Source organism: Flavobacterium sp. W22_SRS_FK3, assembly GCF_052113665.1.
Taxonomy (GTDB): domain Bacteria; phylum Bacteroidota; class Bacteroidia; order Flavobacteriales; family Flavobacteriaceae; genus Flavobacterium.
Genome location: NZ_JBGQOF010000018.1, coordinates 42,011 through 64,745 on the forward strand (window position 1 = coordinate 42,011; position 22,735 = coordinate 64,745).

Below are 22,735 nucleotides of genomic sequence, written 5' to 3' on the forward strand. Positions count from 1 at the left end.
TTATGATTTATAAACAAAATTATTGACTGTTGGAACAAAATTTTCCCAGTCGATACCTAAAGCATGTTCAATAGACTTTGTAATGTCCCTCATTAAAACAGGCTTTGTTATAAACAAATTAGCTCCTAAAGCAAGGCATTTTTCAATAATTCCAGGTTCATTTGAAGTAGAAAAAATAATAATAGGTATATTTATTTTTTCTTCATTATTACGTAATTCTTCCAAAACATCAAAACCATTTTTTCCGGGCATATTCAAATCCAAAAAAACTACATTGGGCTTTGGAGGTGAATTAAAAATTGCATTTAATAATTTTTCGCCTCCAGTATAAGTTTGAAGTTTTATTTTTTTTTTCAATGATTCTACAGCATCAGCAAAAATACTCAAATCATCCTCGTCATCATCAGTGTAGAATATAGTTATATCAGTCATAGGAATTTTTTATAATAAATCCACGCCAAAGATATATAATTAAATAGAATTATCAGTAAAAGAGTACTTTCTAATATATTAAAAAATAGAAATATCATAATCCTAAAAATGAATTATATAACTATAAAAAAGTAAAAAAACTGATCTTTATTTTCATGAAAATTTAAAAAAATAATTAAAAATAAAAACATGGGAGATCAAAAAGACCTTAAAGACATTTCAGCAACACAAAAGATAAAAGATTTAGCTGAAGATATAAAAACGTGTATGTTCTGTACTTACAAAAACGGAAAGTTACAATCTCGCCCGATGTCGTTTCAGGAGATTGATGAGGATGGAAACATTTTTTTCTTATCAGATAAAAACAGTAATAAAAACATAGAAATTACTGATAACTCAAAAGTCGAAATCATTTTTTCGCAGCCTCACGATAAATTTCTTTTCCTGCATGGGAATGCCTCGATTTCATATGACCGTAGAAGAATTAAAGAATTATGGAATCCAATTATTAAAATCTGGATGACCGGCGGAGAGGATGATCCAAACCTGAGTATTATAAAAGTTGTTCCAGAGGATGGTTATTATTGGAACAACAAGCATGGAAAAATGGTCGCAATCGCTAAAATGACTGTGGCATTTGTTACAGGAAAAACAATGGATGATGGAATTGAAGGAAATTTAAAATTGTAAAAAAACAATGGCAATATTAGTTATGTTGCCATTGTTTTTTGACTTTCTTTTGGAGTTCTAAAGCATTTATAATTCCTGCTTCACTTGCTGTATTATTAAAATAAACAAATGCAGATTTATTAGAAATTTGTTCTTTTATCAAATTTAATTCCTCGTTAGAGTAAGATGAATAAAACATTTTTGGTGTGCCGTGGAGCCTGATAAAAGTTAAACAAAATTCTGTAAAAATTGTTTTGGGCAATTCCGGGTGACTTACACTGCAAAAAGTAATATTATTTTCTAAAAAAGCATTCCACACTTCTGGAATCCACCAGCTTTCATGCCGAAATTCCACTACATTTTTAAATTTCGGATTGAGATTTTTGATTATTTGGTTTAATCTTTCAGAGTTAAAATGATAACTGGGAGGAAACTGAAATAATATCGCTCCAAGTTTTTCTTTTAACCCATTATCGCATACAGTATAAAAATCTTTAAGCAGGTTTTCGCAATCAATAAATTTTCGCGTATGCGTTATTTCTTTATGAGCTTTTATAGAAAAAATAAAATCCTGAGGTGTTTTTTTATACCAGTTTTCCAAAATTTTCAAAGTTGGAAATTTATAAAAACTGCCATTAAATTCATAAGTATCAAAATGTTCGCAATAATATTCGAACCATTTAGAAACTGGAAGGTTTTCAGGATAAAAAATACCTTTCCAAAATCGGTTATTAAAACTGGAACAGCCTATTAAAACTTCGTTTTTCATAGATATAAATTTTGACAGTTGGTACAAAAAAAACTTTTTCTTTTTTTTATTCCTGTGTATTTCTTTATAATTGGCAGATCGCATCTTACACAACTACTTTTTGTATAAGCTAGCCAATGTTTTTTTAATTCATAATTTTTCTTCCAATCGAGAAATTGAAAACTATAGATGACACTCTCATTGATTAGATTTTGAATATCCTCAGACGGAATTTTTGTTACTAAGGATTCGGGATGAATTTTACATCGGTATAAAACTTCATTTTTTATGATATTCCCTACTCCTGAAAATATATCCTGATCTAGCAAGGCATCACAAATCATCTGCTTTGGAATTTTTTCCAAACTTTGTCTCGCCATTATTTGATCCCAATTTTCATTCATCACATCTACTTTCCAATTGTAATAAAGATTGATATCCCCTTCTAAAATTTTAATAGAACAGGTATAAAAATTGACTTCTCCATTTGCAAAGACCAGACTTAATCTTGGCATTGTCTCTTTTCTTTCATTAATTCGGTAAGTACCATACATCAGCAAATGTATTTTTACGGTAAAATCATCAAAACAAATTAAAAAATGTTTTCCCCAGCTTTTAAATTTGCGTATTGTTTTACCTTGCAATCTTGCAATCTCAATACTGCTGTTTCCGGAAACATCAATAATTTTTTGTCCTGAAAATTCCTGAACTTCTTCTTTCAATATTACTATGGATGGACCTTCTGGCATACTATTATTTTTTAAACTAAAAAAGCACAGTATAAACTGCGCTTTTTAGTGTTTTAAAAAAAAAGTTAATCTGCTTCAGCAGCTTCAACATTTATTGCATCTACTGCTACAATTGTTAATTTTTTATCAGCTTCTTTTTCTTCTTCAAGTGTTTGTTCTAAGAGGTCAGCAGCTTCTGAAAGTCCTAAAGTCTCAGCAAACTGTCTAAGTGTTCCATAAGTAGCAATTTCATAATGTTCAATTTTTTGACTTGCTGCAATGATTCCTGCATCACGAACTACCCCCACTTCTGTTTCTTCAATAATTCCTTTTCCTTCTTCGATTAATCCTGACATTGCATCGCATTTTTTAGCTGTTGCTTTTTTGCCAATCAATTCAAATACTTTTTCCAGACGGGCAACATGTTCCTCTGTTTCGGTTAAATGAGAATTTAATGCCTCTATCAAATCAGCTGATGTTGCGTTTTTAGCCATTGTTGGAAGTGCTTTGGTTAAAGCTTTCTCTGCCCAATAAATGTCTTTAAGTCCGTCCTCAAATAATTCTGTTAAACCTGATGCAGCATCTGATTTTGGTTTTATAACTCCACTTTTTTTAGCAGCCTGTTTAGGTGCAGTTGTTTTTTTACTATCAGTAGTTTTCATGATATATATTTTTATGTGATTAATAATTCCAAATTTAGACTGTTTATCAGGGATTTACTTATACTATTAAACTTCAAAGTTTCAATATAATCACCTGTATATTATGAAAAGAGATTACCAAATTCTGTAAAGTTTTTTTTTGAATCATAGATAGCTTTGTAATGTAGAATTATTAAAAATAAACACAATGAAAACTCATATTATATATCATACAAATAAGTATAACGATTACGAAAATGCGCAGCTTTACTTTGAGCAAAAATTCCAGGGCGGATTTCTGGATCCTGATACTGCATTTTTAATAGAAAATGCAATTGATACACTTCTAAAAAAAGATAATATTTTCCGAAATGAAAATATTCCAAATGATGGAGAAACAATCAGTGAAGAAGAGTATGTAAAAAAACATCAGCAAGACGATGAATTTTACAAACCAGAAACTGAAGAGGAAGAAGAAGGAATACAAAACGATGAAAATCTTGATTATGATGAATTAGAGCAGCGAAACGATTAATCATAAAAGATTAGTAATTGTAAATCATTAATTTATAACCACTAAAAACTATTATTATGAAAACTATAGATCAAAAAAATAGCGTTAAAACAAATACAGACAACAAAAATCAAAATAGTACAGATCAAAATGTACTGATGAATGAAGAATTGTACAACATTGATGAATTTAAAGATGTTAACCAAAGCAAAAAGGAAATTGCAGAACAAGGATTTACGGTTCGAAATGGTCATGATCCAAATAAACCAAATCCTGATGAAATCACAAATGATGAAGATGATTTAGACGACCTCAATGATGATTTTCATACGGACAAAGATCTGGAAAACGACGACAATTTAGATGATTTAGATGAAGAAATTGACATTGATGGTGAGGAAAGAATCGTGAATGACGAATTTGACAATCCTTCAGATAACTTCAATAATACCTTTAACGAAACTGAAGAAGATTTAGAAATTATAGATGATGAAATAGAAGAAGAGGATAATATGGAATACAGAGAAGATGATATTCAGGAGGAAGACACTGAAAAAGACTACCCTGCAAACGATCCCAGAAGATTCTAAGCAATTTAAATCAGAGTACAAAAAAACAACCGTTAGGACTTTCTAATGGTTGTTTTTTTGTAGTATATTAACTACAAAATACAGAAAGGTTAGGATAAAAGGTAATTAATTAATCACCGATTTTTTCCAGGACAGGAATATCGTCCATCTTTTCTAGTCTTTCGGCTAAACCGGATCTTGCATCTGTCAGTTCCTCTTCAGCCTTAATTAATTCCTTGTACCATTTATCTTTTTCTGTTGTGTCTGCTTTTTCAATTTTACGCATTATTTCATAAATTTCGCCTTCGGCCTCCATCACTTTTAGTCTTTTGTAATAAGTCAAACTTTCTGTCATATGTGCAAGTGCAATCATGGCTGTTAAAAAAGGGTGATTATTGGTCACATTTACATCTTTAATTTTACCATGCTCCAGTTCAACTTTCAGGGCAAAAGCAAATTCTTCCATATTAAATGCCTCATATTTGCTTTTTGGATTTAAATACGCCTTAATTGCTTCAACATTGTTCATTGTCGAAAGATCAACGTCAGTCTGCTTTTCAATTAAATCTTTAAATATCACATTCCCAATAGCCCTAGCCTCATCAATGGTTGGATCATTCTCCGGATTTTCGAAATCCCGAACCGACCAGTCCCAATTATCAGGGTGAACGGGCTTAATATATTTTTCACAAAAATCTGTTACATCGTTTTTTAAGCTTACCAGTTCATCTTTCCTTTTTATATATACATCCTGATAAGCACCGTTTTTCGTTCCCATGATTTTGTTTTTTTTTAAAATTGGAAACGACACATTTACCGAAATATATGTGCCGTTTTTTTGTTTTATTTTCTGAAGTTCTATTCTAAATTTTTGTTCTGCCGCTAATTAATGACAATAGAAATAATACTATAAATATAAAGAATAAAACTTTTGCTATACCTGCTGCCCCAGCAGCTATTCCACCGAAACCGAATATTCCGGCCACTATGGCTAGAATAATAAAAATGACTGTCCATCGTAACATAATATTGATTTTTTAATTAATACTGATTTTGTTTGTCATATCAAATTTCTATATTTAACAGGGACTTAATTAACTCAAAACATTATTTTTTTATCTCAATCGAATCGGTAATCTTAATCTGGATTAAGTTGATTTTAGCTTATATACGCTATTTTTGTAAAGTAAAAATATTTCATCATGGAAAAATACGAATTTTTGATACTTGGTAAAAATCAGTCTATTCTGGAAATTTTGCTTCGACTTGTAAATGGCAATGAAAATTGGAATGCCATTGGTTTCAATGATGAAAAATTAGCTCAGAATTACTTTTTACTGAACAATATAGATTTTGTTTTATTGAGTTCCGGAATTGAAGATGCAATTGAAAAAGAATTTTCAGCATTTTGTTTAAAAGCACATCCTGATGTAGAAGTTATAGAACATTTTGGTGGCGGCAGCGGTTTACTTCAGTCTGAAATTTATGATCGCCTGCATAAAAAAGGAAAATTATAAAATGGAGAAGAAATATTCTGTTGCTATTTATCCTTCGACAGATGTAATTGATGCTGTCAAAAAGATGAAGGATTTTTTGAAAAGCAAGATTGATTGGTACAACAGCTGTAATTCTGTGGCACATATCACGATTTGTGAATTTACGATTGATGAATCTCAAATAGACAAATACAAACAAAAACTCTTTAAGGTTTGTGATGCTTTTGAATCTTTTCCCGTTTATTTAGATCATTTTGGTTCTTATGAAGCCGGTGCATTTTATATGGCTCCAAATGAAGATTCTAAGATAAAACTGAAACTAATACTTAAAAAAACTCAGGATGCCTTACAGCTTTCAAATCTTAAAAAAAGCAATGATCCCCATATGTCTATCGGCAGAAGATTAACCGTCGAAAACCTTAAAATAGCTTCACAGCTTTTTACCACAATTGATATGGATTTTTTATGTAAAGAAATCGTTTTACGTGAACTTGACCCAATTAAAAAGCAGTTTTTTGTACTTGATACTTTTTATTTTAACGGAAATGTACAACCGGAATTAGTTCAGGGAAGTTTGTTTTAATTGAAAAGCTTCACACAAAGTACGTCCTTTCAATATAAGATGAAATCACATTAGAAATTTCCCACAGAATGTTGCCAATCTTTATCGAGTTACGAGTATGATTTCGCCTTGAGTAGAAATGATAAAAATTAGAATAAAAATCCATGTAAATCGATTTAAATCTGCGTTACATAAATTTCGTATATTTGAATTTTACAATTCACTGCTATGAAATCATTAGACTCTTTTTATCAGGATATTACTGAAGGTTCATCTGTCGAACCAAATTCATTGTTACCAAACGGCATTAAAAAAGAAATAGGTCATTTTAATGTATTTGATATCAAAGAACTTTATGAAAGATTAAAAGAAAAACCCGGAATGCCCTACGACAGAAGATCTTATTATAAAATTAGTTTAATTCGAGGGAAAAACCGTGCAGAATATGCTGATAAAATAATCGAAATCGAAAAACAAGGACTTTTGTTTGCCACACCAAAAATCCCCTATAATTATGTTCCTCAGGACACAAATCAATCTGGGCAATTTTGCGTTTTTACAAGCGAATTTCTATCCAAAAACAAAAGCGGAATTGATTTAGACGAACTTCCTATTTTTGCTTCTGACGGTTATCCTGTTTTTCAGCTTTCAGATGATGAAGTAAATGAAGTCGAATTGATTTTCAATAAAATACAAAAAGAAATCAACTCGGATTACGTTTACAAATATGACTTAATTCGGAATTATGTGGCCGAGTTGATTCACTTCGGACAGAAATTACAACCTATAACCGCTTTGTATTCTAAGCATAATTCGGCAGCCAGGGTTTCTTCATTATTCGCTGAATTACTGGAAAGACAATTCCCAATTGAATCTCCACATCAGCGATTGGAACTTAGAACGGCAAAAGATTTCGCAGAAAGATTATCAGTTCATGTTAATCATCTCAATAAAGTTTTAAAAGAAAATACCGGAAAAACGACCACTGAATTAATCAGTAACCGATTAACGAACGAAGCCAAAATCCTTTTAAAACAAACGGATTGGAATATCTCTGAAATTGCTTTTTCTTTAGGTTTCGAAGAATTAGCACATTTTTCGAATTTCTTTAAAAAACAAACTTCTTTCACGCCTTTAGCTTTTCGAAGTTGATTTTAGATTTAGAATGTAGTTTTTCACATTAACACTGCTATTGACTTTTTGATTTCCTGATTTGAATTTCGCAAACTTCGGTTTGATATTTACAATTGCCCAACTCTGCTTTGCTCCTACCTTTGTCTTATCAATTTAAAAGATCAAAAAGATGAACGTAGCAAACAACAAAATTTTAATAACTGGCGGTGCAAGCGGAATTGGACTTGGACTTACCCAAAGATTTATTGAGGAAAACAATGCCGTAATTATTTGTGGACGCAGAGCAGCTGTTTTAGAAGATGTGAAAGCAAAATTTCCAACTGTAATTACAAAAGTATGTGATTTATCAGATGAAAAAGAGCGCATAGCACTTTACGAATGGATTGCTGAAAATCATCCGGATTTAAATGTTTTAATTAATAATGCAGGAATTCAAAAATGGGTTTCAGTTACTGATGCCGATTTCTACAAAAGTATGAAAGCAGAACTTGCAACGAATATTGAAGCTCCTTTACATTTAACTTCATTGTTTGTGAATTTAAAATCGCTTACAACAGTGATGAATGTAACTTCCGGATTGGCTTTTTCTCCTTTTGCAAAAGTCCCGGTTTACTCGGCTACAAAAGCATTTTTTCGTTCATTTACAATTTCACTTCGATACTTATTAAAATCAAAGAATATAGAAGTAATCGAAATTATCCCTCCGGCATTGAATACTGATCTGGGCGGAATTGGACTTCATAACTCACATCCAAGTGTGTCTGATTTTATTGTTTCAATTTTCAAACAATTAAAAGACGGTAAAAACGAATTGACATTCGGAACCAGCGAAACACGATTAAACGCAAGTGTTCCCGAATTAAAAGCATCATTTGAAGCATTACATTCTAATTAATTTAAAACAAAACATAAAATGGCAGTAAATACAAAAATCGCCTTAGTTACAGGCGGCAGCAGAGGTTTAGGAAAAAACATGGCAATCGCAATTGCTAAAAAAGGACTTGATGTAATTATTACTTACAACAGTAAAAAAGATGAAGCGGATTCCGTAGTAAAAGAAATTGAAGCATTAGGTCAAAAGGCGGCTTCATTTCAATTAAATGTGGCAGAATCTGCAACTTTTGATACTTTTTTTGAAAGTATCTCAGCAACTTTAAAAAGTACTTTTAAAACGGACAAATTTGACTTTCTGGTAAATAATGCCGGAATCGGAATTCATAATTCTTTTATAGGAACAACTGAAGCCGAATTTGATCAATTGACAAATATTCAGTTTAAAGGCCCATTTTTCCTGACTCAAAAAGGACTTAATTTTATGAATGATGGTGGCGGAATTGTAAATATTTCAACAGGTCTCGCTAGATTTTCTTTTCCCGGATATGCTGCTTATGCTGCTATGAAAGGTGCAATTGAAACCTTAACTAAATATCAGGCAAAAGAGTTGGGAGCAAGAAAGATTAAGGTAAATGTGGTAGCTCCCGGCGCTATAGAAACCGATTTTGGTGGCGGAGTGGTTCGTGATAATGAGCAAATGAATCAACAAATCGCATCAATAACTGCTTTGGGAAGAGTAGGTTTACCTGATGATATTGGCGGCGTTGTTGCTTTTTTATGCACAGAAGATGCGCGTTGGGTAAATGCGCAACGTATTGAAGTTTCTGGTGGAATGATGTTGTAATTTCTTTTAATTTGAATCAAAAAAGCCTGCAGGAAATAAATCCTGGCAGGCTTCTTTTTTGAAATAATTGAATTAGTAAGCACTTATTTCTTAACTCTTATAAATTTTCTTTATTCTTAAGTCGATCACTCAATTCCCTTCTGTAAGTAATGCCAATTGGCAGTTTCTCTTTTTTTATCAATACAAAATCTTTTTCGTTTTTTTCAATTTTATCCAAAGCCACGATATATGATTTATGAATACGCATAAAGTTTTTTTCAGGCAGGCATTTTTCCATTTCTGTTGTAGTAATAGAAGCCAGATAAATTCTTTTGGCAGTGTAGATTTTTACATAATTGCCAAAACTTTGTGCGAACAAAAGCTGGTCTAATTCGATATCAATAAAGTAACCGTCTACTTTTACGCTGATTGAATTTACGGTTGCTTCTTCTTTGGCTTTTGCATTTTCTGTCGAAAAAAAACGATCAACAGCTTTTAAAAACCTCGGAAAATAAATGGGTTTCAATAGATAATCAATTACGCCATAATCATAACTTTCTAAAGCAAACTCAGAATAAGCTGTCGTTAAAATAGTTTTAGGATGTGTTGGAATAATCTTTAGCAATTCCATACCTGAAATCTCAGGCATATTAATATCCAAAAACATTAAATCGACTTTATTTTCACGCAGATAATCCATGGCTTCAATACCGTTGTATGCCTGAAAAACAAGCTCTAATTGCGGATTTTGTTTAATATAATTTGCCAAAACATAATGCGCAGCCGGCTCATCATCAACAATAATGCATTTTTTGGTTTCCCTCATTATACAAACTTTTTCAGTTGCAATTTTAAATCAACGATGTACGTATTTTTATCGTCCTGAATATCTAATTTATAATCTTTTCCGTAAATTAAATTCAGTCGTTCAATCGTATTCTTAAGACCAATTTTAGTAGAAACAACATCGGTTTTTTTTGGAATAGAATTTACAACATGCAAATGCAGCAAACCGTTTTCTACCGTCACAATAATACGGACAAAACATTTTTCGATGGCGCACGTTCCATGTTTAAATGCATTTTCAATAAATGCAATCAATAACATTGGTGAAACTTTATAGGCGTTTTCGTTGTCAATTTTACAATCGTATGTTATGTCGCAGCGATACCCTACCCGCTCTTTTTCAAGCTGCACATAACTGTTTATAAATTCCAGTTCGTCTTCAAGCGATACACATTGTTTGTTATTGCTTTCCAGCTGATAGCGCATCAATTGCGATACTTTCATAATTAAATCCGGCGTTCTTTCCGGAAATTCCAAACTGATTCCGTAAAGTGTATTAAAGGTATTAAATAAAAAATGTGGATTCAATTGTCCCTTTAATGAATTCAGTTGCATTTGGTTGAACAACAAAGTTTCATCTGTTTGTTTTTTGTGAATTCTGTAGAATTTAAATACAATTATCGGGCTCAAAATACAAACCAAAGTTCCTAAAACACTCGCCAACTGATACATATAACTTCTTTGATGCGAATTTTGATAGAGATGGCAATTGCTAAACATATCCAGCATGGTAATCTCGTACAATAATACCGAGAAGATGAATACCCCAAAAAGTGTTAGAAATACATAAGTTAAAGGGCGACGGGTTTTGAACAATATAGGAAGAAGAAAAAATCGGTTGAATTGGGCGTGCATGTACAAAATAAAGTAGAAAAAAACACCCATTAAAATAGAAGTAAAAGAACTAAATAACATCCAGTCATTCTTCAATGTGTAAATTGTAAATGAGAAGAGAACAACGGCAATTTCCTGCCACCATTTGTTGTCCAATATGTTATCAAATTTTTTATTCATTTTTAAATTTTAAATAGTTTACAAAGTAAGGACAAATATTTAATTTCTTTTTCCAATAAATGACAAATTCAATTCGTCATTTACTATCGTAGTACATCATTTAAGAAGGGTTATATCAGTTCAAGTAAAATAATTTTGTTAGATAATTTCACACTTTGAGTTTTATGTTTTTCAAAAAAATTACTTTATTATTTTTCTTGATTTTTGCCTCAGTCGGTTATTCACAAACCTTGTCATTAAAGGAAGCTGTAAAAACAGGTCTTGAAAACTTTGGTTCGATAAGAGCAAAAAACAATTACACAAATGCTTCGCGCGAGACTCTCAAACAATCCAAACGCGATTATCTTCCCAATCTTAATTTAGCTGCACAGCAGGATTACGGAACCGTAAACGGTCAAAATGGACCTCTGTATGGTTTTGGAGGCTTGGGCGTTGCTTCATCAGGATTACCGCTTCCGGATCAAAACTGGAATTCGGCATTTGGGGCACTTTACTTAGTGAATATGAATTGGGATTTTTTCACTTTCGGAAAAGCAAAAGAAAAGATCAATCTGGCAAAAGTTGATGTTCAGGCGAAAGAAAATGACCTGAAACAGGAAATGTTTCAACAGCAAATTAAAATTTCTGCAGCTTACTTAAACTTATTAGCAAGCCAAAGATTATTGATTTCTCAGCAAAAAAACCTAAGCCGTGCCGAAGTTTTCAAAAAGACAGCCGTAGCCCGTGTTAAAAACGGATTATTGGCCGGAGTCGATTCTACTTTGGCCACAGCCGAAGTTTCAAAAGCTAAAATTGCCCTCAATCTTGCCCGCAATTTTGTTAAAGAACAAAACAATAAATTAGTTGATTTGATGAGTGTACCTCCTCAGGATTTTATTACGGATACGATTTTTGTAAACCAGATACCGAAAGCACTAATACTGGAAGAAAAAACAACAGATAGTCTTCATCCGTTACTTAAATTATATAAAACCAGAATTGATTACAGTAATCAGCAGACTAAATTATACAAGCGATTTTATTATCCTACGATGAGTGCTTTTGGTATTTTGCAGACCAGAGCTTCCGGATTTGATTCTTCTTACGCAACTGATCAAAATGCTTTTAACCGTAATTATTGGGATGGTGTCAATCCGGACCGCACCAATTATTTATTAGGCGTTGGAATTACGTGGAATTTAACCACGCCTTTCCGAATGAGTAAGCAGGTAAGTGCCCAAAAATTTGTTTCGCAAGGTCTGCAGGAAGAATACAATCAGGCTGAAAGGGAACTAAAATCGCAATTGAATTTTGCGGAGGATAAAATAAAAATCACACTTGAAAATTATGCCGAAGCACCCATTCAGGTCAATGCTGCACAAAGAGCGTATTTGCAAAAATCAACTTTATACAAAAACGGTCTAACGGATCTAACAGACATCACACAAACTTTATTCACACTAAATCGTGCCGAAATCGACCGTGATATTGTCAATAATAATGTGTGGCAATCTTTTTTACTAAAAGTAGCAGCCACAGGCAATTTCGACTTATTTATAAATGAATTTTAATTATAGAGCCTAATGAATTTAATACGTTTTGCACTTCGCAAACCCATCTCCATACTAGTTTTGGTTGCAGGTCTATTTTTCTTCGGAATTGGTGCCATCAAGGATATTAAGGTAGATATTCTTCCGAAAATGAATTTACCGGTAATTTATATTGCGCATCCTTTTGGTGGTTACACGCCAGACCAGATGGAGGCTTATTTTGCAAAAAATTATGTCAACATTTTACCTTTTGCTAATGGTGTAAAATCGGTAGAAACAAAGAATATTCAAGGGTTAATGATTATGAAATTAACCTATTATGAAAACACCAATATGGCACAGGCTGCTGCCGAACTGAGTGCTTTATCCAATAGAATTCAGGCAGTATTTCCTCCGGGAACCCAGCCTCCGTTTATTATTCGTTTTGATGCTTCTTCTTTGCCTATTGGTCAATTGGTTTTAAGCAGTAAAATACGTTCTAACAACGAACTGCAGGATTTGGCCAATGTTTATGTTCGTGCTTCTTTTACTTCTATTCCCGGTTTATTATCTCCGGCTCCCTTTGGCGGAAGCCCAAGAACTGTAGAGATTAACGTAGATCCGGACTTATTACGCTCGCATAATATGACACCAGATCAAATTGTAGAAGCGATTCGTTTAAATAACCAAACTGCTCCTTCGGGAAATGTTAGAATTGGCGATAAAAACTACATTACTCCAACCAATAATACGATTAGGGATCTTAAGGATTTTGAGCAGATTCCGTTGTTTAAAGGGGGTGTTCAGAATTTAAAATTAGGCGATGTGGCGACTGTAAAAGATGGTGCCGATATTACCAATGGATATGCTCTGGTAAACGGAAAACGTTCGGTTTATATTAGCATCGCAAAAGCGGGAGATGCTTCAACCTGGGATGTTGTGAACAAATTAAAATCGGAATTGCCTAAAATACAGAGTACACTTCCCGAAGATGTACAATTATCATACGAGTTTGATCAGTCGGTTTATGTAATTAACTCGGTTAAAAGTTTAATTACAGAAGGAATTATCGGAGCAGTTTTAACCGGATTAATGGTTTTATTATTCCTTGGAGACAGACGTGCTGCTTTAATTGTAATTTTAACGATTCCTATTTCAATTATTTCGGGTGTTTTATTCCTGAAATTATTTGGACAAACAATCAATTTAATGTCGTTGAGCGGACTGGCATTGGCAATTGGAATTTTGGTGGATGAAAGTACCGTTACGATCGAAAATATCCACCAGCATCTCGACATGGGAAAACCCAAGGCACTCGCCATTTGGGATGCCTGTCAGGAAATTGCATTACCAAAATTATTGATTCTGCTTTGTATTTTAGCGGTTTTTGCGCCGGCCTTTACAATGGTTGGAATTCCGGGAGCTTTGTTTTTACCTTTGGCTTTGGCGATTGGGTTCTCAATGATTATTTCTTTTTTACTGTCTCAGACTTTTGTTCCTGTAATGGCCAACTGGTTGATGAAAGGTCATGAAAAACAAGAACATGCAGCCAATATTACAGATGATGAAGCAGAATTCAACGCTTGCGGATTAACACCGGAATCTGAAAAGCAACTGATCACACAGAAAAAAGAGTATGTTGAAAGAACAGATACTGATGGAAACGGAAAAATTGGTGTTTTCGAGCGATTCAGAATCCGTTTTATGAGAACTTTAGATCGCATGTTTCCTTACAAAAGAGCCACCAGTTTAATTTACCTAATTGTAATTACTTGCCTTGCTGCTGTCATGATTACTTTTATCGGAAAAGATGTTTTCCCAAAAGTAAATTCAAGTCAGTTTCAATTGCGAATGCGTGCTGCAGATGGAACGCGTATTGAACGCACCGAAGAAAAAGCAAAATTGATTTTAAAAGAAATCAATAAAATGGTAGGTAAAGAACATGTTGGAATAACCTCGGTTTATGTAGGGCAGCATCCTTCATTATTCTCCATTAACCCGATTTATCTTTTTACTGCCGGTCCGCACGAAGCCGTTTTTCAGGTAAGTCTGAAAGAGTATCATGTCAATATGGAGGAGTTTAAAGATGATCTTAGAGCCCGAATCAAAAAAATTCTCCCAGATGTAAAACTGACTTTTGAACCTATCGAATTAACCGACAAAGTTTTAAGTCAGGGGTCTCCTACTCCAATCGAAATTCGAATTGCAGGAAAAGACAAAAAACGAAATGAAGCTTACGCCAATCAAATTGTGGCAAAACTTCAAAAAATAAATTATTTCAGAGATGTGCAAATCGGACAGCCGATACATTATCCTGCGATGAATATTGATATTGACAGAACCCGTGCTGCCGAATTGGGTGTGGATATGAATGATATTTCGCGTTCACTGATTGCTTCTACATCCTCATCAAGATACACAGAAAAAAATACCTGGATCGACGAAAGAACTGGATTATCAGTAGCGCTTCAGGTACAAGTGCCGCTAAACCAAATGAAAAGCAAAACCGATATTGGAGAAATTCCGGTATTAAAAAATTCGCTTCGCCCTGTATTGAGCGATGTTGCCAAAATTACACCCGGTTTTGTAAGTGGCGAAAATGACAATTTAGGGGCTATGCCATATATTACCGTTACGGCAAACATTTACCAAACCGATTTAGGTACGGCATCAAAAGATGTAGCTGCAACAATTAGTTCATTGGGAGAATTACCTAGAGGGTTATTCATCAATCCAATTGGTTTAAGTAAAGTATTGGAAGAAACATTAAGCAGTTTACAATTCGGTTTGTTGGTTGCCATCATTGTAATTTTCTTAATGTTAGCCGCTAATTTTCAATCGTTCAAGGTTTCATTAGTGATTTTAACCACAGTTCCGGCCGTTGTTTTAGGCGCTTTATTAATGCTAACTATTACAGGTTCTACGTTAAACTTACAATCGTATATGGGCATCATCATGTCTGTTGGGGTTTCGATTGCGAATGCCGTTTTACTGGTAACAAATGCCGAACAATTGCGCAAAATAAACGGAAACGCCTTAGAGTCGGCTCGTGAAGCTGCTGCATTGCGCTTGCGTCCTATTATCATGACCTCTGTCGCTATGATTGCAGGAATGCTGCCAATGGCAATCGGTCATGGCGAAGGTGGTGATCAGGTTTCTCCTTTGGGAAGAGCCGTAATTGGTGGCTTATTATTTTCGACATTTGCCGTATTATTAATCCTGCCCATGATTTTTGCCTGGGCGCAGGAAAAAACAACAACTCAATCTGTTTCTTTAGATCCTGAAGACGAAGAAAGCATCCATTATATCTCATCGTTAAATAAGTCGAAAGTTTGAAAGTCATAAAGCGGAAAGTACCTTTTGTAAAAAATACCACGATACACTTTTATCCTTTCTGCTTATTTAGTAAACAAGACATTACATCATATTTTATCATATAAAACCATAAAATGAAGACTAAAATACTACAATCGAGCGCGCTATTCTTCATAGCACTATTTTTCCTGAACAGCTGTAATTCTAAAAAAGAAGAGACCGTTGCTGAGTTAGAACCTAAAACGGAAACGTTTCTTTTAACCAAAGAAAAACTGAGTACCGAATTACGTTTACCAGCTGAATTAACAGGTTTTCAACAAGTTGATTTGTACGCCAAAGTAAGCAGTTTTGTAAAATTACTGAAAGTTGATATTGGTTCGAAAGTCAAAAAAGGACAGCTTTTAATGGTTTTAGAAGCTCCTGAGATCAGTTCGCAACTGGCGGCAGCCGAATCAAAACTAAAATCGATGGAAGCTATTTATGCGACTAGCAAAAGCACCTACAACCGTTTGTATGAAACCAGTAAAGTCGAAGGAACGATTTCTAAAAACGATCTGGAAATGGCAAGCGGAAAGAAAAACTCTGATTACGCACAATATCAGGCTGCAATTGCAGCACATAAAGAAGTTTCGATCATGAGAAGCTATCTTGAAATCCACGCTCCTTTTGACGGAGTTGTGGCAGCGAGAAACGTGAATTTAGGGGCGTTTGTTGGTCCTGCCGGAAAAGGCTCAGATTTGCCTTTATTGACGATTCAGCAGCAAAACAAATTGCGTTTGGCCGTTTCGGTTCCTGAATTGTACACCGGATATTTACACAATGGCGACGAAATGAGTTTTAATGTAAAATCATTGCCCGATACTTTCAAAGCTACGATTCAGCGAATGTCCGGCGCCTTAGATTTGAAACTGCGTTCTGAAAGAGTCGAAATGGACGTTCACAACACCAAAGGAAATTTATTACCCGGAATGGTAGCCGAAGTGCTATTGCCGCTTAACGCAAAAGACAGCACATTTGTAGTGCCAAAATCGGCTTTGGTGAGTTCTGCCGAAGGTTTGTTTGTGATCAAAGTCCTGAACCACAAAGCCACAAGAATAGATGTAAAAAAAGGAAGGGAAATCGAAGATAAAATCGAAATATTCGGTGATCTGAACCGCAAAGACAAACTGGTAAAAATTGCCAGCGAAGAAATTAAAGAAGGTGATGTTATAACCGAATAACCTTTACCCGTTTAGTTAATTATTGGTTTGTTCGAAAGTGCTGTAAGACTTAGGTTTTGCAGCATTTTTTTTAGGAGGTGGTTCCTGCTATACGCTTGTATCTTTTCCTGGCTAAAGTAGCCACAAAAAGGATACCGCTGCTATCAGGGCTAGGATATTTTATAAATTAACAGATGATTTTAAATGTAGTATTATCAACAAAAGCAATCTAGTAATTTATAAAAGTTTTTCGTATATTATCTGTCTCAACTTTAATAAATTATAGTCATTTCCTGTCTAATATAAACAAATTGTAAAAAAGAGCTCGCAAGTCGGTAAACAAACTCCACTAGTCCTCATTTGCCATGATATCTGTTGCTCGTTTGCAACGACCTAACTAAATTGACAGAAAAAAGGTAGCGTTTACAACCTTTAGATTTGCTCATTGAAAAACCCTTAATTTAACAACAACCAAAACTGGCAAAGTAAACCATGTTTGCAACGAAGATATTAGGCTTATCCCGCGATTAGGACTTTGTCAGTTTATATTGAACAAGCCCCTGCTCCCGCACGAATCCTCTCGTGTGGGCTTATGAAAAACAGAATCTCTCATACCTCAAACATTCTAAACACAACTACATCATCAATAAGACACCGCTCCCGCACGAATCCTTTCGTGTGGGCTTATGAAAACAGAATTTCTCATACCGAAAACATACTAAGCTGTACCATTAATAAGACCTTGTTGTCCTGATTAATCAATAGCATAAAGGCGATAAAAAACCTAAATTACTTATCCAGCCCCAATGGGAGGGAAAATCCTTTTATTTTTTTCCTTAAAAAATAAAAGATTGGAAAGGAAAGCGGGACTAAAAGCCATTATGAAAAGTAATTTTCTGCTCATGATTGAATTTAGGTTTCAAAAGCCACACGAAAGGATTCGTGCGGGAGCGTACAGGGTTATAAAAACTGAATTTCTTATACTTCAAAAATTCTAAACACAACTACATCATCAATAAGACCTTTTTGGCCGGAATAATCAATAGCACTACTGTACACATAGTCTTCAGGTTTATATACTAAGCCAGCTTCTACCGGATTATTATGAACATAGTCTATTTTTTGCTGGATTACTTTATTGCTCCACAATTCTATTGGTTTGTTATCATGACGCCAAAATTGATAATGTTTTACATTTGAGCTCTTTTCGGCTTCCTTTCTAAAAAAATCCAACAGAAATTCTTTTCTACTTTCCCTTGGATTTTCCTGTATATTTTTTACTACTGAATTACTGGTAAACCTTTTTAAGTCACCCACTAATAATTCAGGTTTTTGACCTTTTATACTTCGGAAAACCAAATGCACATGGTTACTCATAATGCACCAGGCATGAATTTCTAATCCTTTGTTTTTTTGACAATAAAGAATACTTTCAATAAATAAATCTTTGTATTCATTTCGGGTAAAAATATCTAACCATCCAACTACTGCGAAACTGATAAAATACAATCCTTCAGGATTATGAAATTTGTAATTTCTACTCATTATTAAAAAAAATAAGATTATTCTGTAAATATATAAAATTATTATTTTTAAAATGAAACGAGTTCTTTAGAAGTTAAGCAGAACATTAGTTTTCAAAACCCACACGAAAGGATTCGTGCGGGAGCGTAGGAAATTCCTTGTATATGTTGCATTACTAAAAATACGAAAAATCCTGTTTTTAAACAATACTTTTCTATATTTGTTTAAAACAAAAACGGAAGTTTTTTCACAGACTGACGTTAGCCGTCAGTTTGGCGGAACGCAGAAAAACCTTAGAAAAAATAAAATCTAAAGAAAAAATTATGGAAAAACGAAAAAAAGAATTTATTTAAAAAAGCATTTGCAATTTCATTCCTTTTTACAATTATCGGAGCAATGATGAAAATTTCTCATTGGGAATATTCTTCAATTTTTCTAATAATAGGAATATTATCAACTATATTATATGTTGTTGTTGGAGTTTACGAAGTAAACAATTCAAATAGAATAAGTAGCTCTGAAAAAGTATTATGGACAATTGGATTTATTATGTTTAGCTTTTTTGTTGGATTATTTTATTTGATTAGCGGTCGAAGAAAAGTTGCTTAATGAAAAACAAATTGAATAATTTTAGAGCAGAAAATAATATTTACCACAAAAAGTTAAAAAGAATTATGTTAACTGAAAATTGACTTTAAGATATTATAAAAAATAAAAACCCCCCGCTCCCGCACGAATCCCCGCTCCCGCACGAATCCTCTCGTGTGGGCTTATGAAAAACAGAATCTCTCATACCTCAAACATTCTAAACACAACTACATCATCAATAAGACCTTTCTGACCAGAATAATCAATAGCACTACTGTACACATAGTCTTCAGGTTTATATACTAAGCCAGCTTCTACCGGATTATTATGAACATAGTCTATTTTTTGCTGGATTACTTTATTGCTCCACAATTCTATTGGTTTGTTATCATGACGCCAAAATTGATAATGTTTTACATTTGAGCTCTTTTCGGCTTCCTTTCTAAAAAAATCCAACAGAAATTCTTTTCTACTTTCCCTTGGATTTTCCTGTATATTTTTTACTACTGAATTACTGGTAAACCTTTTTAAGTCACCCACTAATAATTCAGGTTTTTGACCTTTTATACTTCGGAAAACCAAATGCACATGGTTACTCATAATGCACCAGGCATGAATTTCTAATCCTTTGTTTTTTTGACAATAAAGAATACTTTCAATAAATAAATCTTTGTATTCATTTCGGGTAAAAACATCTAACCATCCAACTACTGCGAAACTGATAAAATACAATCCTTCAGGATTATGAAATTTGTAATTTCTACTCATTATTAAAAAAAATAAGATTATTCTGTAAATATATAAAATTATTATTTTTAAAATGAAACGAGTTCTTTAGAAGTTAAGCAGAACATTAGTTTTCAAAACCCACACGAAAGGATTCGTGCTGGAGCGTAGGAATTATGTTTTGGATGCACCGGGTAGGCCTTTTACTTTTTATTTTGAAAATACAAATAAAATATCTTGTCCAAAAGCAGCAATTCAAATAAATTTTGATGGTTCTGTATGTTTAGTACTAAGGGTTGTTGATTTAGATCATGTAGAAGAATATGAGTCAAAACTCAAAAGTAGCTTTCCAGAAGATAATTGTATTATAAGTTATTCTTATTTTATCCCTTTTTCAAGAGAAGATTTTATAAAGCTCTCTAAAAAAACCTAATCTTCCAACTGTTGATCGCAAACGCTGCTCGAACGTCTCTGACTTCGCGCCTCCAAAGTGATTAAATCCCAACCTAAGAAACTCTTCTTAATTTGCATGCTACAAAATCAATCAAAAACAAAAATATACTTATGATAAAAAAAATTAAAGTACTTCTTTATGTTGGCTTGCTTTTGCCGTTACTATACTCTATTTTAGATGTAATTTATAAAATCAACTTGCCTATTATAGAAGTATATTATATTGGTAAAACTACACGAATAATTTTTTCGGTTTTCTTTATCACATTCATGTTATTGAGCATTTATATGTTCAAAACACAAAAAAAACTCATCTATATATTTTTTATATTTTATTATTTATTGTTTTTGATTGTCATGAATTGTTATTGGACATCAATATAAATAGGGTAATAAATCAAAGTTAATACTGCTATCAAAACTCCAAATAAAGTTTGGTAAACATATGAAGTTTATTAACTCATAGTATCTCAAACTTGAAACCTCTGAACTTCAAACATAATCATTCAGAAAAATTATTACTTTTGAAGTAACGAAACCTTGAAAGTAAAAATGATTACCATAAAAACATTTGATCAGGCAACAGATTTAGAAAATCCGAGACGTGTTTTAAAATATGTTTTGGTATTTTGTACTTCGGGTTCAACGACTGTTTCTGTAGATGAAAATGAATTTGTATTGACGGAAAACTCTGTTTTAACAATTACTTCGGGACAAATTCATTATTTTAAAAACATTGAGAATGCTACAGGATTTGTTTTAGAATTTACTTACGCTTTCTTTTGTAAAGATGACAACGATATGGAGTTAATTTTCCATAACGGACTCTTTTGTCATTTTGCAATGAATGAAATGATTAGGGTTGATAATCCTGAAATCATCATTCGGGAATTAGAAGAAATTAAAACTGAATTAATCGAAACTCCTTATCAATATTTAATATCCGTTCACAGTCGAATTGAGTTAATTTTAATCGAAATTAACAGAACGAAAATTAATCGCGGCGACGAAATCTACAAACCAGATGCCGTATTTCTTCATTTTCTGGAAGCTGTTTTTAAAAACTTCGAAAAGAATCTTACTGTAACCGAAGTCGCCAGTTTAATTGGTACAACCGAAGCAAAATTGAACGAGCTTTCAAAACTTCACACCAATAAAACGGCTCAAAATGTCATTTTCGGATTGATAATTTCTGAGGCAAAACGTCTTTTTACTTATGAGAAATTATCGGTAAAAGAAGTAGCTTATGCTTTGGGTTTTAATGATCCTTTTTATTTTTCTAATTTTTTTAAGAAACACACCAATGTTTCTCCAAAATCTTTTAAAGAAAAAGTACTTGAATCTTAATTACATGCTTTTTCCTAGATTCTCTATTCTTTAGCAAGATAGCTTGCAACATCTTTGTATCTCTAATAATAATTATTAATAAAATAGTTTATGAAAAGATATCAGGATTGTGCGATTTTGCTTTTGCGAATCGCCTTGTCAGCAGGATTTTTATCTGCCGTTTGTAGTCGGTTACGTTTTTGGGGAAATTATTCTTCTGGCTGGGAAAGTTTTTTGGTTTATACTGAAAAAGTAAATTCTTTTGCTCCAAAAAATTTTATTCCTGCCATCGCTATAACAGCAACCGTTGCCGAAACACTTTTGGCTTTACTTCTATTAATTGGCTATCAAACAAGATTTGCGGCCGTTAGTGCAGCAATTTTAACTTTTGTATTTGCATTGGCAATGACCTATTCTTTAGGTTTAAAAGATCCTTTGGATTATTCTGTATTCACATTTTCAATGGCAGCTTTTTTGTTATCTACAGTAAATGAATATCGATGGAGTTTAGATGAAATTATTTCAACAAGTAAAAAATAACAACTAATTAAAAATGAAACAAAATGGAAAAACAAATCACAAAAACCAGCGAAATAGATTGGAAACCGCTTAAAGAAGAAGGCGTAAAAACAGATGGCATTTTTATAAAAGCTTTATGTTATGATAACGTGGCAAAAAGGCCAACGACATTTCTGTCTAAATTTGAACCCGGAGCTTCGTATCCAAATCACATTCATCCTGCGGGAGAAGAAATCTATGTTCTCGAAGGTGAAGTCCGCTCCGGAAAAGACGAATTAAAAAAAGGAGATTATTTGTATATGCCACCGGGAAGCACACATTCTGTATTTTCTAAAACCGGATGTATATTGTTGTTTTCAGTTCCTGAAGAAGTTGTGATTTTGAAGTGATATTGCCCCCGCTCCCGCACGAATCCTTTCGTGTGGGCTTATGAAAACAGAATTTCTCATACCGATAACATACTAAGCGTTTCGCAAGACCTTTACGTTTAGCCCCCGCTCCCGCACGAATCCTTTCGTGTGGGCTTATGAAAACAGAATTTCTCATACCGATAACATACTAAGCGTT

At 33.3% G+C, this 22,735-nt stretch carries 26 protein-coding genes; 16 read left to right on the top strand and 10 right to left on the bottom strand.

What is annotated here, in order from left to right:
* Positions 1-432, bottom strand: a complete 432-nt coding sequence (locus ACEN2I_RS16245) for a response regulator (protein ID WP_441767155.1) — start codon at positions 430-432, stop codon at positions 1-3.
* 189 nt (positions 433-621) lie between these two features.
* Here ACEN2I_RS16245 and ACEN2I_RS16250 point away from each other — a divergent pair, with 189 nt between their 5' ends.
* The gene (locus ACEN2I_RS16250) at positions 622-1,122 is read left to right on the top strand and encodes a pyridoxamine 5'-phosphate oxidase family protein (protein ID WP_441767156.1); all 501 of its coding nucleotides are present in this window, start codon (positions 622-624) and stop codon (positions 1,120-1,122) included.
* A gap of 16 nt (positions 1,123-1,138) precedes the next feature.
* Here the strand turns inward: ACEN2I_RS16250 and ACEN2I_RS16255 are convergent, their stop codons facing one another.
* From ACEN2I_RS16255 to ACEN2I_RS16265, 3 genes are all read right to left on the bottom strand, one after another.
* Positions 1,139-1,870 (bottom strand): DUF72 domain-containing protein, encoded by a 732-nt coding sequence (locus ACEN2I_RS16255; RefSeq protein WP_441767157.1) that lies wholly within the window; start codon positions 1,868-1,870, stop codon positions 1,139-1,141.
* On the bottom strand, positions 1,867-2,598 hold the full coding sequence (locus tag ACEN2I_RS16260) for a DNA-formamidopyrimidine glycosylase family protein (protein WP_441767158.1): 732 nt from the start codon (positions 2,596-2,598) through the stop codon (positions 1,867-1,869). Before ACEN2I_RS16260 ends, ACEN2I_RS16255 begins: the two co-directional genes overlap by 4 nt.
* A gap of 65 nt (positions 2,599-2,663) precedes the next feature.
* A complete protein-coding gene (locus ACEN2I_RS16265; RefSeq protein WP_441767159.1) occupies positions 2,664-3,239 on the bottom strand; it encodes a YciE/YciF ferroxidase family protein in 576 nt (191 codons plus the stop codon).
* A gap of 187 nt (positions 3,240-3,426) precedes the next feature.
* On the opposite strand from ACEN2I_RS16265, the gene ACEN2I_RS16270 reads away from it, so the two are divergent.
* Both ACEN2I_RS16270 and ACEN2I_RS16275 read left to right on the top strand, forming a co-directional pair.
* On the top strand, positions 3,427-3,753 hold the full coding sequence (locus ACEN2I_RS16270; RefSeq protein ID WP_441767160.1) for a hypothetical protein: 327 nt from the start codon (positions 3,427-3,429) through the stop codon (positions 3,751-3,753).
* A gap of 56 nt (positions 3,754-3,809) precedes the next feature.
* Positions 3,810-4,322, top strand: coding sequence for a hypothetical protein (locus ACEN2I_RS16275; RefSeq protein WP_441767161.1), 513 nt, complete (start codon positions 3,810-3,812; stop codon positions 4,320-4,322).
* 109 nt (positions 4,323-4,431) lie between these two features.
* On the opposite strand, the gene ACEN2I_RS16280 is transcribed toward ACEN2I_RS16275, so the two are convergent.
* Complete coding sequence (locus ACEN2I_RS16280; protein WP_441767162.1) at positions 4,432-5,079, bottom strand: DUF5661 family protein; 648 nt, start codon at positions 5,077-5,079, stop codon at positions 4,432-4,434.
* Between the two features lie 85 nt (positions 5,080-5,164).
* Complete coding sequence (locus ACEN2I_RS16285; RefSeq protein ID WP_441767163.1) at positions 5,165-5,326, bottom strand: DUF1328 family protein; 162 nt, start codon at positions 5,324-5,326, stop codon at positions 5,165-5,167.
* Between the two features lie 177 nt (positions 5,327-5,503).
* On the opposite strand from ACEN2I_RS16285, the gene ACEN2I_RS16290 reads away from it, so the two are divergent.
* The 5 genes from ACEN2I_RS16290 (at position 5,504) to ACEN2I_RS16310 (ending at position 9,171) form a co-directional block, all read left to right on the top strand.
* Positions 5,504-5,818 carry a hypothetical protein gene (locus ACEN2I_RS16290; protein ID WP_441767164.1) on the top strand — a complete coding sequence of 105 codons (315 nt, stop codon included), beginning with the start codon at positions 5,504-5,506 and terminating at the stop codon, positions 5,816-5,818.
* A 1-nt stretch (position 5,819) separates the two neighbouring features.
* The gene (locus ACEN2I_RS16295) at positions 5,820-6,380 is read left to right on the top strand and encodes a 2'-5' RNA ligase family protein (protein WP_441767165.1); all 561 of its coding nucleotides are present in this window, start codon (positions 5,820-5,822) and stop codon (positions 6,378-6,380) included.
* Positions 6,381-6,587: 207 nt separating this feature from the next.
* Positions 6,588-7,511, top strand: a complete 924-nt coding sequence (locus ACEN2I_RS16300; RefSeq protein WP_441767166.1) for a helix-turn-helix domain-containing protein — start codon at positions 6,588-6,590, stop codon at positions 7,509-7,511.
* Between the two features lie 151 nt (positions 7,512-7,662).
* The gene (locus ACEN2I_RS16305; RefSeq protein WP_441767167.1) at positions 7,663-8,388 is read left to right on the top strand and encodes an SDR family oxidoreductase; all 726 of its coding nucleotides are present in this window, start codon (positions 7,663-7,665) and stop codon (positions 8,386-8,388) included.
* A gap of 18 nt (positions 8,389-8,406) precedes the next feature.
* On the top strand, positions 8,407-9,171 hold the full coding sequence (locus tag ACEN2I_RS16310) for an SDR family oxidoreductase (protein WP_441767168.1): 765 nt from the start codon (positions 8,407-8,409) through the stop codon (positions 9,169-9,171).
* 97 nt (positions 9,172-9,268) lie between these two features.
* On the opposite strand, the gene ACEN2I_RS16315 is transcribed toward ACEN2I_RS16310, so the two are convergent.
* The gene (locus ACEN2I_RS16315; protein ID WP_441767169.1) at positions 9,269-9,976 is read right to left on the bottom strand and encodes a LytR/AlgR family response regulator transcription factor; all 708 of its coding nucleotides are present in this window, start codon (positions 9,974-9,976) and stop codon (positions 9,269-9,271) included.
* Positions 9,976-11,010 carry a sensor histidine kinase gene (locus ACEN2I_RS16320; RefSeq protein WP_441767170.1) on the bottom strand — a complete coding sequence of 345 codons (1,035 nt, stop codon included), beginning with the start codon at positions 11,008-11,010 and terminating at the stop codon, positions 9,976-9,978. The genes ACEN2I_RS16315 and ACEN2I_RS16320 overlap by 1 nt, the downstream gene beginning before the upstream one ends.
* A gap of 164 nt (positions 11,011-11,174) precedes the next feature.
* On the opposite strand from ACEN2I_RS16320, the gene ACEN2I_RS16325 reads away from it, so the two are divergent.
* The 3 genes from ACEN2I_RS16325 (at position 11,175) to ACEN2I_RS16335 (ending at position 17,053) form a co-directional block, all read left to right on the top strand.
* Positions 11,175-12,560 (top strand): TolC family protein, encoded by a 1,386-nt coding sequence (locus ACEN2I_RS16325; RefSeq protein WP_441767171.1) that lies wholly within the window; start codon positions 11,175-11,177, stop codon positions 12,558-12,560.
* Between the two features lie 12 nt (positions 12,561-12,572).
* Positions 12,573-15,854, top strand: coding sequence for an efflux RND transporter permease subunit (locus ACEN2I_RS16330; RefSeq protein ID WP_441767172.1), 3,282 nt, complete (start codon positions 12,573-12,575; stop codon positions 15,852-15,854).
* 113 nt (positions 15,855-15,967) lie between these two features.
* The gene (locus tag ACEN2I_RS16335; RefSeq protein ID WP_441767173.1) at positions 15,968-17,053 is read left to right on the top strand and encodes an efflux RND transporter periplasmic adaptor subunit; all 1,086 of its coding nucleotides are present in this window, start codon (positions 15,968-15,970) and stop codon (positions 17,051-17,053) included.
* Between the two features lie 957 nt (positions 17,054-18,010).
* On the opposite strand, the gene ACEN2I_RS16340 is transcribed toward ACEN2I_RS16335, so the two are convergent.
* Positions 18,011-18,577 (bottom strand): REP-associated tyrosine transposase, encoded by a 567-nt coding sequence (locus ACEN2I_RS16340; RefSeq protein WP_441767174.1) that lies wholly within the window; start codon positions 18,575-18,577, stop codon positions 18,011-18,013.
* 375 nt (positions 18,578-18,952) lie between these two features.
* Here ACEN2I_RS16340 and ACEN2I_RS16345 point away from each other — a divergent pair, with 375 nt between their 5' ends.
* Entirely contained in the window at positions 18,953-19,165 is a 213-nt protein-coding gene (locus ACEN2I_RS16345; protein ID WP_441767175.1) for a hypothetical protein, read from the top strand.
* Positions 19,166-19,345: 180 nt separating this feature from the next.
* Here the strand turns inward: ACEN2I_RS16345 and ACEN2I_RS16350 are convergent, their stop codons facing one another.
* Positions 19,346-19,912 carry an REP-associated tyrosine transposase gene (locus ACEN2I_RS16350; protein ID WP_441767176.1) on the bottom strand — a complete coding sequence of 189 codons (567 nt, stop codon included), beginning with the start codon at positions 19,910-19,912 and terminating at the stop codon, positions 19,346-19,348.
* 139 nt (positions 19,913-20,051) lie between these two features.
* Here ACEN2I_RS16350 and ACEN2I_RS16355 point away from each other — a divergent pair, with 139 nt between their 5' ends.
* The 4 genes from ACEN2I_RS16355 (at position 20,052) to ACEN2I_RS16370 (ending at position 22,557) form a co-directional block, all read left to right on the top strand.
* Entirely contained in the window at positions 20,052-20,303 is a 252-nt protein-coding gene (locus ACEN2I_RS16355) for a hypothetical protein (RefSeq protein ID WP_441767177.1), read from the top strand.
* Between the two features lie 572 nt (positions 20,304-20,875).
* Positions 20,876-21,670: a helix-turn-helix domain-containing protein gene (locus ACEN2I_RS16360; RefSeq protein ID WP_441767178.1), complete on the top strand. Its 795-nt coding sequence runs from the start codon at positions 20,876-20,878 to the stop codon at positions 21,668-21,670.
* Between the two features lie 90 nt (positions 21,671-21,760).
* Complete coding sequence (locus ACEN2I_RS16365) at positions 21,761-22,189, top strand: DoxX family membrane protein (protein WP_441767179.1); 429 nt, start codon at positions 21,761-21,763, stop codon at positions 22,187-22,189.
* 23 nt (positions 22,190-22,212) lie between these two features.
* Entirely contained in the window at positions 22,213-22,557 is a 345-nt protein-coding gene (locus ACEN2I_RS16370; protein ID WP_441767180.1) for a dimethylsulfonioproprionate lyase family protein, read from the top strand.
* Positions 22,558-22,735 lie beyond the last annotated feature (178 nt).

Excerpts from the sequence above, each read along its gene's own strand:
- ACEN2I_RS16245 (WP_441767155.1), bottom strand. The coding sequence starts at position 432 with ATGACTGATATAACTATATTCTACACTGATGATGACGAGGATGATTTG.
- ACEN2I_RS16250 (WP_441767156.1), top strand. The coding sequence starts at position 622 with ATGGGAGATCAAAAAGACCTTAAAGACATTTCAGCAACACAAAAGATA.
- ACEN2I_RS16255 (WP_441767157.1), bottom strand. The coding sequence starts at position 1,870 with ATGAAAAACGAAGTTTTAATAGGCTGTTCCAGTTTTAATAACCGATTT.
- ACEN2I_RS16260 (WP_441767158.1), bottom strand. The coding sequence starts at position 2,598 with ATGCCAGAAGGTCCATCCATAGTAATATTGAAAGAAGAAGTTCAGGAA.
- ACEN2I_RS16265 (WP_441767159.1), bottom strand. The coding sequence starts at position 3,239 with ATGAAAACTACTGATAGTAAAAAAACAACTGCACCTAAACAGGCTGCT.
- ACEN2I_RS16270 (WP_441767160.1), top strand. The coding sequence starts at position 3,427 with ATGAAAACTCATATTATATATCATACAAATAAGTATAACGATTACGAA.
- ACEN2I_RS16275 (WP_441767161.1), top strand. The coding sequence starts at position 3,810 with ATGAAAACTATAGATCAAAAAAATAGCGTTAAAACAAATACAGACAAC.
- ACEN2I_RS16280 (WP_441767162.1), bottom strand. The coding sequence starts at position 5,079 with ATGGGAACGAAAAACGGTGCTTATCAGGATGTATATATAAAAAGGAAA.
- ACEN2I_RS16285 (WP_441767163.1), bottom strand. The coding sequence starts at position 5,326 with ATGTTACGATGGACAGTCATTTTTATTATTCTAGCCATAGTGGCCGGA.
- ACEN2I_RS16290 (WP_441767164.1), top strand. The coding sequence starts at position 5,504 with ATGGAAAAATACGAATTTTTGATACTTGGTAAAAATCAGTCTATTCTG.
- ACEN2I_RS16295 (WP_441767165.1), top strand. The coding sequence starts at position 5,820 with ATGGAGAAGAAATATTCTGTTGCTATTTATCCTTCGACAGATGTAATT.
- ACEN2I_RS16300 (WP_441767166.1), top strand. The coding sequence starts at position 6,588 with ATGAAATCATTAGACTCTTTTTATCAGGATATTACTGAAGGTTCATCT.
- ACEN2I_RS16305 (WP_441767167.1), top strand. The coding sequence starts at position 7,663 with ATGAACGTAGCAAACAACAAAATTTTAATAACTGGCGGTGCAAGCGGA.
- ACEN2I_RS16310 (WP_441767168.1), top strand. The coding sequence starts at position 8,407 with ATGGCAGTAAATACAAAAATCGCCTTAGTTACAGGCGGCAGCAGAGGT.
- ACEN2I_RS16315 (WP_441767169.1), bottom strand. The coding sequence starts at position 9,976 with ATGAGGGAAACCAAAAAATGCATTATTGTTGATGATGAGCCGGCTGCG.
- ACEN2I_RS16320 (WP_441767170.1), bottom strand. The coding sequence starts at position 11,010 with ATGAATAAAAAATTTGATAACATATTGGACAACAAATGGTGGCAGGAA.
- ACEN2I_RS16325 (WP_441767171.1), top strand. The coding sequence starts at position 11,175 with ATGTTTTTCAAAAAAATTACTTTATTATTTTTCTTGATTTTTGCCTCA.
- ACEN2I_RS16330 (WP_441767172.1), top strand. The coding sequence starts at position 12,573 with ATGAATTTAATACGTTTTGCACTTCGCAAACCCATCTCCATACTAGTT.
- ACEN2I_RS16335 (WP_441767173.1), top strand. The coding sequence starts at position 15,968 with ATGAAGACTAAAATACTACAATCGAGCGCGCTATTCTTCATAGCACTA.
- ACEN2I_RS16340 (WP_441767174.1), bottom strand. The coding sequence starts at position 18,577 with ATGAGTAGAAATTACAAATTTCATAATCCTGAAGGATTGTATTTTATC.
- ACEN2I_RS16345 (WP_441767175.1), top strand. The coding sequence starts at position 18,953 with ATGATGAAAATTTCTCATTGGGAATATTCTTCAATTTTTCTAATAATA.
- ACEN2I_RS16350 (WP_441767176.1), bottom strand. The coding sequence starts at position 19,912 with ATGAGTAGAAATTACAAATTTCATAATCCTGAAGGATTGTATTTTATC.
- ACEN2I_RS16360 (WP_441767178.1), top strand. The coding sequence starts at position 20,876 with ATGATTACCATAAAAACATTTGATCAGGCAACAGATTTAGAAAATCCG.
- ACEN2I_RS16365 (WP_441767179.1), top strand. The coding sequence starts at position 21,761 with ATGAAAAGATATCAGGATTGTGCGATTTTGCTTTTGCGAATCGCCTTG.
- ACEN2I_RS16370 (WP_441767180.1), top strand. The coding sequence starts at position 22,213 with ATGGAAAAACAAATCACAAAAACCAGCGAAATAGATTGGAAACCGCTT.